Here is an 11547-nt window from a genome sequence, read left to right on the forward strand (position 1 = left end):
CGCGAGCCCGGACGCCAGCGGCCCCCCTCCACCGGAGGCAGCGCGGCCAGCCAGGCGAGCCTCGCTCCGCGCGGGCCCTGACGCACATGCGGCGCACGGGCCCGCGCCGCCTCACGGCCTACATCGGCCCGTAGGAAGGCTCCGCGGCGCTGGGCACCGAGAGCGACACCGAGCTCGTCGCGCCACCGGTGTCGACACTGGCGCGGTAGATGCCCGGGTCGCCGCCGCTCGCGTCCGCGAGGAGGAAGCCGAGCTGATTGGAGCGCGTCCAGCTCGGCCATGTCTCCTGCACGCGCGCGTCCGTGAGGTCCGTCACCCGCCGCCCCACGGCCACGTTGCCGGCGGTGAGGCCCGCCACGTAGATGCGGACGCTGCCGGAGGACAGGCGCCCGTCGAAGGCCACCTGCGAGCCGCTCGGGGACACCGCCACACGGTTCTCCACCGCCAGCACCTCGTTGCCCAGCGAGCTGTAGATGATGGTCGACCCGTCGAGCGGCACGCGCGCAATCCGGTCGAGCTGCCGCAGGCCGCTGCCCGCGGGCGCGAGCACCGCGCTCCCGTTGGGGAGGAAGGACGGCGCGCCGTAGGAGATGGTCGTGTTGGGCGTGAGCTCCTGGAAGCCGCTGCCGTCCGTGTTCACCCGCCCCAGCGAGGTGACGGAGCTGTTGGCCGTCGAGTAGACGAAGACGACGCTGCGGCCGTCGGGGCTGAAGGTCGGCGTGCGGAAGTTGGTGCAGCCGCGCGGGCACGCCGCGTCTCCCGAGGTGAACAGCGTGGCCGCGGGCCCACCCGTGGTGGGCACCGTCTGCAAGGAGGTGGTGGTCCCGGTGCGCTGGACGAAGACCACGCTGCGCGCGTCGCGCGACACGGAAGGCCAGTACACGCCGCCCACCGTCGTCAGCCGCTGCGGGCTGTTGGGGTCCCCCTCGTCGTCCACCACGAAGACGTTGCGGTCGTCCTCGCGCACGAAGGCGAAGCCCCGGGTGAAGAGGACGTCACCGATGGTGCCGCCACCGCCGTCATCCAGGGGCTCACACGCCCCCAGCAAGCCCACCGCCAGCACTCCGCCGAGGAACCGCCGCATGCCCTTCATCGCTGTCGCTCCGCTTTCCGGCCTGTTCGAGTGCCCCGTACTACAGGGCGCGCCGGGTCGGACGTCAACGCGTCGCGGGAGATTCAATGTCCGCGGCGGGTCAGCGGTTGAGCTTCTGCAGCTCGTTGCGGCACATATTGCACAGCGAAAGCTGCTTGCGGTCGCAGTCCTGGGGCGTCTGGGCGAAGAACATGACGCACCGGGGGTCCTCGCAGTAGGACAGCCCGAGCAGGTGCCCGGCCTGGTGCACCACCTCCGACTGGATGCGGCGCCGCAGGTGGTCGCCGTCCGCGCCCTGGCGCAGGCGGAAGAGGCTCACCACCGCCGTGTGGGACTCACGGTCCGCCTCGCCGAAGACGAAGGGCGAGTCGGGGACGAAGAGGTCCACGTCGGTGATGCCCATCACGGCCGTCTGCCCGGGCTCCAGCATCGGAGTGAGCCGCCGCATGATGGCGTTGCAGTGGTACTGCCCCCGGTCCTTGTTGAAGGCGTAGGCCGGAGAGGGAAGGGCCGTCTTCGACACCACCGCCTGGACGCCCATGTGCGTCGCCAGCGGATCCTGCAAGTCCCTCAGGAGGGAGGCCGGTGGGCTACCCACGGAGACCAGCAGGAGCGTCTTCTGCGGCATCGGGCCACCGTCCTTCATGCACGCGGACGGACGCGCTTGCTACCGCGTCCCCCCGGAGCGGATTGGCTGGGGCGCAAGGATTCGAACCTTGATAATCAGAGTCAAAGTCTGATGTCCTGCCATTAGACGACGCCCCAGCAGGTTCGCACGTGTGCTTCTGGTGTCCGATTCTACGGCATCCGGACGGGCTCGGGAACCCACCCTGACATGGAAGTCGAACGCTGTCCGCCATCGGACCCGCTCCGGCCGGGGCTTCCGGGCGTGGATCTGCCCGGGAAGCCCCAGAACCCGGGCCCGGCGTCGCTCTCCGCTTGAACCTGGAGTGAAAACGCCCGGCCAGCAGCCGAGCGCCCCGGTGGGAGGGCGCCGTGCCGCCCCGGGCACGGCGCCGGTGGGGTGCCCCGGGCGGCGCCCTCGCTCAGCCCTTGAGGACGGCGATGGGGGTGAGGCGCCGGAGGGGGGTGACGAGGTCGGCCTCGTCCTCCAGTACCTCGGTGATGTCCCGGTAGGCGGCCGGGGCCTCCTCGACCAGGGACGAGGCCCGGCCCCGGTCGTACACCACCCGGCGCAGTGCGTGCTCCAGCGCGGCCGGGCGGATGCGGGCACGGGCCTCGCTCCGCGTGAGGACGCGCCCCGCCCCGTGTGAGCAGGAGCGGAAGGCGCGCGGCTCGCCCCGGCCCTCCACCACGTAGGACGCCGTGCCCATGGAGCCGGGGATGAGCCCCCGCTGCCCTGCCTCCAGGCCCACCGCGCCCTTGCGGTGCACGAGCAGCGCGCGGCCGAAGTGCACCTCCTCGGCGACATGGTTGTGGTGCACGTCCACGGTGGACTCCGGATCCGGAGCCACGCCGAGCGCCTCGGACACCCTCTCCACCGCGCGCGCGGCGATGGCGTCGCGGTTGGCCCGGGCGAAGCGGCAGGCCCACCCGGTGTCGGCGAGGCAGGCGATGCCCTCGGGCGCGTGCGTGCTCAGTCCGGGCAGGCTGCCCTCCCCGAGCGCCCGGGCCACGCGCAGGTGGTGGTCGGCGATGGCGGCCCCCACCCCGCGCGAGCCCGTGTGCAGCAGCAGCCAGACGTTTCCCTCCGCGTCCCGGTCCAGCTCGAGGAAGTGGTTGCCTCCGCCCAGGGTGCCCAGGTGTCGCGGCGCCAGCCGCTCCCACGCGTGGCGCAGCTTCTGGGTGGACAGGGGCGGGGACTCCAGCTCGGGTGGAAGTGGCACGCCCCGGCCCCGATGGATTGCGTCACCTACCGGCACCTCCCGGGCCAGGCGCGCCAGCAGGGGTTCCAGCACGTCGCGGCCGAGGGGCGTCTCCGGAGTGGGGAAACGGTACGCGCTCACGCCGCAGCCCAGGTCACCGCCCAGCGCTCCGGGCACGACGTGGTGCCCGGTGGCGAAGACGGTGCCCACGGCGACGCCCGAGGACACGTGGACGTCCGGCATCGCGGCCACATGCTCGACGGTGTAGGGCTGGGCGGCGATGTGCCGGAGCTGCTTCTCCGCGCCCGGTGGCAGCGCGCGGGCCCAGACGAGGATGGGCACGGCTCCGGGCTCCGCCGGGAGGATGCGGGGCATCATTGCTCACCCCCTTCCCCGTTGGCGCCGGGGTCTTCTGGCCTCCGCTCCGCCACGCCGATGTAGATGAAGCGGAGCTGTGGCACCCGCTTCATGTCGAGGTGCAGCGCGAGCTGTGAGCGCAGGTAGCCGCTCGCGCGTTCGAGCGCCTCCTGCACGGCGCGGGTGCCGGACGCCGCGGACTCCGGCGTCAGGGTGTAGCCGATGCGGACGAGCCGGCCATCCGGGGACAGCTCGAAGGAGGACAGCGAGACGCCCTCGAGCCGCGGGTCGGACAGCTCGGAGCGGAAGAGCAGGGACACCTCCTGGAAGAGGGAGGACTGCACGCGCAGGTGGCGCGCGGACGGGTTGTCGGATGGAGACAGCGGGAACGACGACTGCGAGGCCCTGTCGCGCCGGCGAGGCGCGCGGGGACGGCGATTCCTGGAAGAAGACATGAGTGGACGAACGGTTCCCAGCGGGCCGCGCGTGGGCCGCGTGCATCCCGGGCTTCACGCCACGGGAGACACGGGGCACACGCCGGCTGGTTGCACGGCGGTTACGGCTCCGCGCGCACGTGCGGCACCCGGGAAGCGGAGACCCGCTCCGTCCAGCTCAGCGACAAGGCTCAGCGAGGGAGGAGGTCACACCCGGTCAGGCGCGCACGGCGTGGAGCGACCCGAGACACCGTTCAATACAGTCCCCATGGCACACCTCCCGCCGCGCACCCGATTCCGGCACGGACCATCGTTCGTTCACGGGCAAGGCGCCTGCGCGCCCCGCCCACGTCAACCCGGGCACGGACGCGTGGGCCCCTGGGTTCCTGACACGTGACGTCCGCCCGGCCGGGCTCACGCTCCGGACGCCCTTCCCGCCTTGCACCCCGCGGAAGTGCCGGGCGGCCCCTGGCGTGCCGCTCCCGTCACTCCATGACCGGATACCCGCCCCGCGTGGCCACCGCGCTGTCGCATCAGCCGTGACGCCGGGGCAGATGTCATCTGGCTACCAGACACTCTTTCCACCATCTGACGTGCAGCCCCAGGTCGGATTGGCCCGCCTGCCCTCCCGGCCTACGGAACAGTCCACGGGGGGCGAGCACATGGCGGAAGCCTTCGATGTGGTGGTGATTGGCGCGGGGCCGACGGGAGAGAACGCGGGGGCACGCGCCGCGGCGGCCGGGCTGTCGGTGGCGCTGGTGGAGCACGAGCTGCTCGGCGGAGAGTGCTCCTACTGGGCCTGCATCCCCAGCAAGGCGCTGCTGCGCCCGGCGGAGGCGCTGTGGCTGGCGAGGATGGCGCCTGGCGCTCGCGAGGCCATCAAGGGTCCGCTGGTGGCGAGCGCGGTGCTGGAGCATCGCGACTTCATGGTGGGCAACTACCGGGACGACTCCCAGGCGAAGTGGGCCGAGAGCGCGAAGCTGACGGTGGTGCGCGGCAACGGCAGGCTCACCGGCCCGCGCAAGGTGCACGTGGAGGCCCGCGACGGCACGGTGCGTGAACTGGACGCCCGGCGCGCGGTGGTGCTGGCCACCGGCAGCCGCCCCCGCCTGCCGGACATCCCCGGACTGAAGGAGGCGAAACCCTGGGACAACCGCGAGGGCACTGGCGCGAAGGAGGTGCCGAAGCGGCTGATGGTGCTGGGAGGCGGGGCCGTGGCGGTGGAGCTGGCGCAGGCCTGGCGCTCGCTGGGCTCGGAAGTGACGGTGGCCCAGCGCGGGAAGAGTCTGCTGTCGCGCTTCGAGCCCTTCGTGGGTGAGCAGGTGGCGCAGGCGCTCCGGGACTCGGGCGTGCGGGTGCTGCTGGGCACGACGGCCGCTCGCGTACAACGCGCTGGAGGCGAGGGCGAAGTGACGGTGACGCTCACCAACGGAGAGGAGGTCCGCGCGGACGCGCTGCTGGTGGCCATGGGCCGCGAGGCGCGTACGGAGGGGCTCGGCCTGGAGACGGTGGGCCTGTCAGGCGGGAAGCCCGTGGCGGTGGACGACCAGCTCCGCGCGAAGGGCGTGGAGGGCGGCTGGCTCTACGCGTGCGGCGACGTGAATGGGCGCAACCTGCTCACGCACATGGGCAAGTACCAGGCGCGGCTGGTGGGGGACATCATCGCGGGGAAGAAGGCGCACGCGTGGGCGGACGCGAAGGCGACGCCGCAGGTCATCTTCACCCACCCACAGGTGGCGAGCGTGGGGCTCACCGAGGCGAGGGCACGCGAGGCGAAGCTGCCGGTGCGCACGGTGCGGTACGAGATGCAGAACGTGTCCGGCACCGGGCTGCTGGGCCGGGAGCTGAAGGGCACCGCGAAGCTGGTGGTGGACGAGAAGCGCCGGGTCATCGTCGGCGCCACCTTCACCGGGCCCGAGGTGGGCGAGATGCTGCACGCGGCGACGATTGCCGTCGCGGGCGAGGTGTCGCTCGACACGCTCTGGCACGCGGTGCCGTCTTTCCCCACCATGAGCGAGGTGTGGCTGCGGCTGCTGGAGACGTACGGGCTGTAGCCGCGCCACCTTCTCCACGAAGGCCGCTGACCAGGACGCCAGGGTTCGCGGGATATGCGAACCCTCCGCGCGTTCTGGCTTTCGTTGCTCGCCGTGCACTGGTTGGGCTGCGCCACCGCCACGCCTTCTTCTCAGCATCGTTGGGAAGAAGCGGAGGCAGAGTGCTCCGACCCGGGAGAGGACCAGTGCGTCACCGTGCTGTGCGGGGAGACGCTCTGCGGCGTCTACCGCTGCGAGGACGTGCCCGGCGGAGTCGAGCTGGCGCGCTTCCCACCCGCGCGCCCTCCCGCGGCAGCCGCGGCGCCGGGCAGTGGGCCCCGAAGGAACTGGGGAGGAGCACAGAACCTTCCACGGGGCGCCGTCATGGTCTTCCCCAACTGGAACGGCGCGCCAGAGCGGCCCATCCTCCCTTCACTGCAGCTCACGGCCGGGCGCTGGGAGAAGCACCACATCTTCCCCCAAGCGAGAGAGCTGGCGGAGTGGTTCGAGCGCCAGGGCGTCAAGATCCACCACTACACCCTGCCCATTCCGCGCGACCTCCACAGACGAATTCACGATGGCAACGGTCGCGGAGGAGCATGGAACAAGGCATGGAGAGACTTCATGAAGGCGAAGCCAGACGCCAGCCCGACTGAGATCTACAAGCATGCAGGAGAGCTCATCCACCGCTTTCAGCTCATGGGCGGCCCCGTTCAGCCCTACTATTCCCGCCAGGGAGCATGAAGACAGATGAGCCGATTCTTCTGGCTGGATGAGGACGATGCGGTCGTAGCGCAGTACGGCGGGTACATCGACGCGTCGCATAGGTGGGGACTACCGGGTGTGCGGTGCCCCACCTGCGACACAACGTGGAGCGGCACGGGCCACTGCTATCCGTGCGTTGACCTCTCGCAACTGCCAGAGCGCGACGAATTCAAGAAGCCCAGGCCCGAGCCCTTCACCGAATTTGCGCGCCTGCGCGAACTGGTGCGTCCCCTCGCGCCCCCCGGTGCAACGCTGCCCCCCGGCACGGGCTTCGGGCCACTGGTGGGCCGTGCCTCCGGAAAGCTCGCCGCGTTCGAATGGCTGATTTCAGTGGTGCTCCTGCGCCGCGATGCGCTGGAGCAGCTCCAGGCAGAGGGAGTGCGAGGATTGCTGGCTGGCCCGACTGCGCTGCGGTTCCGCCAGAAGAACCCGCCGGAGTTTCTGGAGCTCCAGATTGAGCCGCGCGGCCGGCTGCATCCGGACTGTATTCCCCCGGACGTGCCCCCTCCGTGCCCGACCTGTGGACGGTTCAGACTCACGCGACCCGACGAACCCATCCTCGACGCGGCCTCCCTGCCCACGGACCGGGACCTGTTCCGCTTGGGCAACTTCGCCACCATGGTCATCGGCACGGAGCGCTTGGTGGACGCCGTGCGCCGCCTGGAGCTGGACGGCATCACTTTCCGTGAGCTGCCCACGCGCTGAGCGGCACGGAACATCCATCGCGGAAAGGTGCTGACGTTGCCGCGCGGCGGCTGGCATGAAATGGTGCCGCCTCCCCCTCCTCCCCCCTCCTCGATGAACGTCGCCTCGCCGGGGCCCTCACTCGACGCAAGTACCTCCGACAAGTGGGCCCGCTGGTTCTGGTGGCTCGTCCTCGCCGTGCTCGCGGTGGCAGCGGTGGCCGTGGGCCAGCACCCCCGGCGCGGCGTGGACTTCCGCGTCTACCTCACCGCCGCCGAGCGCTTCCTGGAGGGCACCGACCTCTACCGCGTCTCCGACGGCACCATGCCGTTCAAGTACGCGCCCATCACCGCGCCCCTCTTCATCCCCTTCACCGTCCTCCCCGCGCGCGCCGCCGTCGCCCTGTGGAACCTGGGCTCCATCGTGGCCCTGTGGCTCGTGGCCCGCCTCACCACCCGCGCCGCACCCGGCCCCACCGAGGCCACGCCCTGGGCGTGGGGCCCCGGCCTCGCCACCTTCGCCCTCCTCCCCGCCTTCACCTTCGAGCTGTTCTACGGACAGGTCGACGCCGTCCTCCTCCTGCTCGTCGTCCTCTCCACGCTCGGCGCCGAGCGCGGCCACGTCTGGCGTCCCGGCGCCGCCTTCGCCGTCGCGGTCCTCCTCAAGCCGCCCGCCGCCCTCGTCGGACTCTTCTTCCTCTGGCGCCGCCATTGGCGCGTCATCGGCGCCACCGCCGCATTCGGCCTCGCCCTCGCGCTGCCCACCCTCGCCCGTTATGGCTGGGACGGCACCCTCACCCAGTTCCAGCTCTGGAGCGACACGCTCGCCCGCACCACGCCGCCCTGGGCCCTGGCACCCAACGCGCAGGGCCTGCCCACGCTGCTGCTGTCCCTCGTGCTGCCCGCGGAGTCCATTCCTCCTCCCGGGAGCATGACCGTCGCGCAGGGGCTCGCCATCGCCCTCTTCCTCGCCGCCGTGCTGTGGGCCCGGCCCGGCCCCGCGGACCTGCTCGCCCTGTGCTGCCTCGGCGTGACGCTCCTGTCACCGCTGGCCTGGCGCGCCAACTACGTGCTCGCCTGGCCCCTGGTGCGCGCCGCCTCCGAGGGCCGCCACCCGCTCAACCTCGCCCTCGTGGCGCTCATCACCCTCACCGGAGCCCTCGTCTCCGACTCGGGCCTCGGGCCCGAGCTGTCGCGCCACGTCCTGCTGCGGCGCCCCTTCGCCATCGTCTACTCCGCGCTGATGATCGCCCTGCTGTGGCAGGTACGCCGTGCCGGCGCGCCTCGCGCCGTGCTCCCGGGAGGCGCGCTGTCACACCTGCCGCGCACACTCACCGGCATGCGCGCGCCGTGACGCTCCCGTCACCTGCCGGGAGACACCGTCACGCCAACGGCCCGGAACTCCACGGGGGAGTTCCGTGACGTTCCTTTCTTTCGCGTGAAGCCGCCGTCACACCTGTCTCACGCGAGAGCAGCCGTCCGGGCGTCGTGACGCTTCCGTCATCTTCTTGAGGGCGAAGTGTTACGGGCCCCGGACCTCCATGACACATGGCACCGCTATATGCGCACCAGCCATGTTCGAAACTTTCGACAGCGCAACCGATGTCGCCTCCGCGCGGCGGTTCGCGCTCTCCACCACGGCGTCCATTGGCGTCTTCGTGCTGATTGGCGTCGCCGCGGTGTCGGCCGCCGGCAAGGTGCGCGAGGTCATCCAGGAGAAGAAGGGCACGGACGTGGTCTTCCGCCCGCCCCCGCCTCCACCTCCCGTCGTCGAGGTGAAGCCGCAGCCTCCGCCTCCCCCGCCGAAGCCGAAGCTGGCCCCCAAGCCCGCTCCGCCCGTCGCCAACAAGGCGCCCCCTCCCGCGCCCACCACCGTGGCCCCGGCGCCCATCGTCGCGCCCACCACCGTGCCGCTCGACAAGCCTCCCGAGGCCGAGCAGGAAATCGTCGCCGCCGCGCCCATCGCCGTCGGTGGCACCGGCACGCTCGTCCCCGGCGGCGTCGTGGGTGGCACCGGCACCGGTGAGGGCATCTCCAGCGGCGGCGGCCGCGCGGCCCCCATCAACCTCCCCGAGTCGGCCACGCCGCCCGAGCCGCTCTCCTCCAACCTCATTCCCGAGTACCCCACCGAGGCCCGCACCAAGGGCCTGGAGGGCATGGTCATCCTCAAGGGCGTGGTCGAGGTGGACGGCCGCGTCACCCAGCTCAAGGTCATGCGCGGTGACGAGCCCTTCGCCAGCGCCGCCCTCGCGGCCGTGAAGAGCTGGCGCTTCAAGCCCGCCATCGTCGAGGGCCGCCCCACCGCCGTCTACCGCATCTTCAAGGTCCCCTTCCGTCTCAAGTCCTAGGTCTCACCCGCCCTGCCCCCAGGAGCACACCGTCATGAATTTCAATCTCAGGGACATCTACAACCACATGGGCGTGTTCGCCCTGGGTATCGCCTGGACGCTCGTCCTCTTCGCCGTCGCGTCCCTGGCCGTGTTCTTCGAGCGCCTCTTCGTCTTCTTCCGCTCCCGCTCCATCTCCAAGCACTTCGCCGGCCGCGCCGGCCAGTTCCTCGCCCAGCACCAGCATGAGGCGCTGGTGAAGGAGGCCGAGGGCACCAAGGGCAGCCACCTCGCCATGCTGCTCGGCGGCGGCATGAAGACCTACCTCGCGAAGTCCCGCGCCCCCGCCGGCAAGCTGGGCCCCGTGGAGCTCACCCGCCGCGAGCTGGTCCGCATCAACGAGCGCGTCAGCGCCGACGTGCGCCGCGGCATGTCCGTGCTCGCCACCGTGGGCTCGGTGGCTCCGTTCGTCGGTCTGCTCGGCACGGTGGTCGGCATCATCGAGGCCTTCTCCGGCATCGCCCGCGAAGGCTCCGGCGGCCTGGGCGCGGTGTCCGGCGGTATCGCCGAGGCGCTCGTCGTCACCGCGCTCGGCCTGCTCGTCGCCATCCCCGCGGTGCTGATGTTCAACTTCCTGTCCACCCGCGCGGACGCGCTCCAGCTCTCCCTGGACGCCGCCCGGAGCGAGTTCATGGACTACCTGGAGGACCTGGTCCCTCAGAAGGCCACCGTGACGAACGGCGCCGCGGTGGCCACGGGTCCTGAGCTGGCGGCTCGCAAGGAGTCTCGCGATGTCCACCCCGCGTAGGGCCATCACCCCCGAGATGAACGTGACGCCGCTGGTGGACGTCGTGCTCGTCCTCCTCATCATCTTCATGGTCGTCACGCCCCAGATTGAAGCCGGCGCCAACGTGGAGCTGCCCGTCGCCACGAACCCGGACAAGGAGAACAAGGAGCTGGAGCCCACCACGGTGAGCCTCGCCTCCAACGGCGCCTTCTTCCTGGACCGCAAGGAGCTGAAGCGCGACGCGCTGATGGACGCGCTGAAGGCCCTCCACAAGGAGAAGCCGGACTCGCCCGTGGTGCTCAAGGCGGACCGCGGCGTGCGCTACTCCGAGGTGCGCGGCGTCTTCAAGGCCATGCAGGACATCGGCTTCCCCGGCATCAACCTGCAGGTCGTCGACAAGCAGAAGCGATAGGAGCCGAACGCCATGGCATTCGACCTCGGAGGCGCAAAGGGCGGGCTTCGCCCGTCCATGAACGTCACGCCGCTGGTGGACGTGGTGCTCGTCCTCCTCATCATCTTCATGGTCGTCACCCCGCTGCTCACCAAGCAGATGTGGATGAACGTGCCCGCGAAGGCCGACAAGCAGGAGGAGCCGCAGCCGCCTCCGCCCGACGCCCTGCCCCCCGTGGTGCTCACGGTGGACAAGGCCGGAGTGCTCCGCATCAACCGGGAGGAGGTGCCCCGCGAGCAGGTGGTGGCCCGCCTCCAGCGCATGCTCAACGCGCGCCCGGACAAGATTGTGTTCTTCGACGCCGGTGATGACGTGCCGTACGGCACCGCGATGGATGCGCTGGACCTCGCCCGTGGCGGGGACATCACCATCGGCGTGCTGCCGGACAAGCTCGCGGATTGAAGAAGCCCCGCGGCGGCCCGTGACCCCGAGTTTGCGGGCCGCCGCCTGAATCGTCACAGCCCAGCCATTCAGAAGCCACGCGTGTCGCGTTCTTTACGCGCGCCGACCGCCGGCAAGGAGAGTCGTGTTGTCTCGCAACGGCCTTTCGCGCGCCCTCGTGGCAGCGCTCGCACTCCTCACCACGTCCGCGCTCGCCCAGGTGAGCGGCTCGGACGTCGCGGCCCCGCCCGCCGGGCAATCCGTGACGTCCCCGACCACCGCGCAGCCCTCCGAGCCGGTCGGCACGGTCGCCCCCGTCAGTGGAATGAACGTTCCTTCCACGGCTGCCGCTCCGGGCGCCTCCGCCGCGCCTCAGAGTGGAATGAACGTTCCTTCCACTGCTCCCGCCC

At 71.1% G+C, this 11547-nt stretch carries 12 protein-coding genes and 1 tRNA gene; 8 read left to right on the forward strand and 5 right to left on the reverse strand.

Annotation, left to right across the window (positions count from 1 at the left end; all coding sequences use genetic code 11):
• Window positions 1-118 precede the first annotated feature (118 nt).
• The 5 genes from K8638_RS25215 to K8638_RS25235 form a co-directional block, all read right to left on the reverse strand.
• Window positions 119-1093 (reverse strand): hypothetical protein, encoded by a 975-nt coding sequence (locus K8638_RS25215; RefSeq protein ID WP_223757165.1) that lies wholly within the window; start codon window positions 1091-1093, stop codon window positions 119-121.
• A 100-nt stretch (window positions 1094-1193) separates the two neighbouring features.
• Entirely contained in the window at window positions 1194-1721 is a 528-nt protein-coding gene (locus K8638_RS25220; protein ID WP_223757166.1) for a non-proteolytic archaemetzincin-like protein, read from the reverse strand.
• A gap of 63 nt (window positions 1722-1784) precedes the next feature.
• Window positions 1785-1858, reverse strand: a tRNA-Gln gene (locus tag K8638_RS25225).
• A gap of 281 nt (window positions 1859-2139) precedes the next feature.
• The gene (locus K8638_RS25230; RefSeq protein WP_223757167.1) at window positions 2140-3297 is read right to left on the reverse strand and encodes an RtcB family protein; all 1158 of its coding nucleotides are present in this window, start codon (window positions 3295-3297) and stop codon (window positions 2140-2142) included.
• On the reverse strand, window positions 3294-3731 hold the full coding sequence (locus tag K8638_RS25235; RefSeq protein ID WP_223757168.1) for a ribosome-binding factor A: 438 nt from the start codon (window positions 3729-3731) through the stop codon (window positions 3294-3296). The genes K8638_RS25230 and K8638_RS25235 overlap by 4 nt, the downstream gene beginning before the upstream one ends.
• Before the next feature lie 641 nt (window positions 3732-4372).
• Here K8638_RS25235 and K8638_RS25240 point away from each other — a divergent pair.
• From K8638_RS25240 to K8638_RS25275, 8 genes are all read left to right on the forward strand, one after another.
• The gene (locus K8638_RS25240) at window positions 4373-5764 is read left to right on the forward strand and encodes an NAD(P)/FAD-dependent oxidoreductase (protein ID WP_223757169.1); all 1392 of its coding nucleotides are present in this window, start codon (window positions 4373-4375) and stop codon (window positions 5762-5764) included.
• A 54-nt stretch (window positions 5765-5818) separates the two neighbouring features.
• Window positions 5819-6487 (forward strand): TIGR02269 family lipoprotein, encoded by a 669-nt coding sequence (locus tag K8638_RS25245; protein ID WP_223757170.1) that lies wholly within the window; start codon window positions 5819-5821, stop codon window positions 6485-6487.
• Window positions 6488-6493: 6 nt separating this feature from the next.
• Window positions 6494-7213, forward strand: a complete 720-nt coding sequence (locus tag K8638_RS25250; RefSeq protein ID WP_223757171.1) for a double-CXXCG motif protein — start codon at window positions 6494-6496, stop codon at window positions 7211-7213.
• 60 nt (window positions 7214-7273) lie between these two features.
• A complete protein-coding gene (locus K8638_RS25255; protein WP_223757172.1) occupies window positions 7274-8545 on the forward strand; it encodes a glycosyltransferase family 87 protein in 1272 nt (423 codons plus the stop codon).
• A gap of 220 nt (window positions 8546-8765) precedes the next feature.
• The gene (locus K8638_RS25260) at window positions 8766-9539 is read left to right on the forward strand and encodes an energy transducer TonB (protein ID WP_223757173.1); all 774 of its coding nucleotides are present in this window, start codon (window positions 8766-8768) and stop codon (window positions 9537-9539) included.
• Between the two features lie 34 nt (window positions 9540-9573).
• Entirely contained in the window at window positions 9574-10326 is a 753-nt protein-coding gene (locus K8638_RS25265) for a MotA/TolQ/ExbB proton channel family protein (RefSeq protein WP_223757174.1), read from the forward strand.
• Window positions 10310-10717, forward strand: a complete 408-nt coding sequence (locus K8638_RS25270; RefSeq protein ID WP_223757175.1) for a biopolymer transporter ExbD — start codon at window positions 10310-10312, stop codon at window positions 10715-10717. Before K8638_RS25265 ends, K8638_RS25270 begins: the two co-directional genes overlap by 17 nt.
• A 12-nt stretch (window positions 10718-10729) precedes the next feature.
• Window positions 10730-11158, forward strand: a complete 429-nt coding sequence (locus K8638_RS25275) for a biopolymer transporter ExbD (RefSeq protein WP_223757176.1) — start codon at window positions 10730-10732, stop codon at window positions 11156-11158.
• Window positions 11159-11547: the final 389 nt, after the last annotated feature.

It is taken from the genome of Myxococcus sp. RHSTA-1-4, assembly GCF_020037125.1.
Taxonomy (GTDB): Bacteria; Myxococcota; Myxococcia; order Myxococcales; family Myxococcaceae; genus Myxococcus.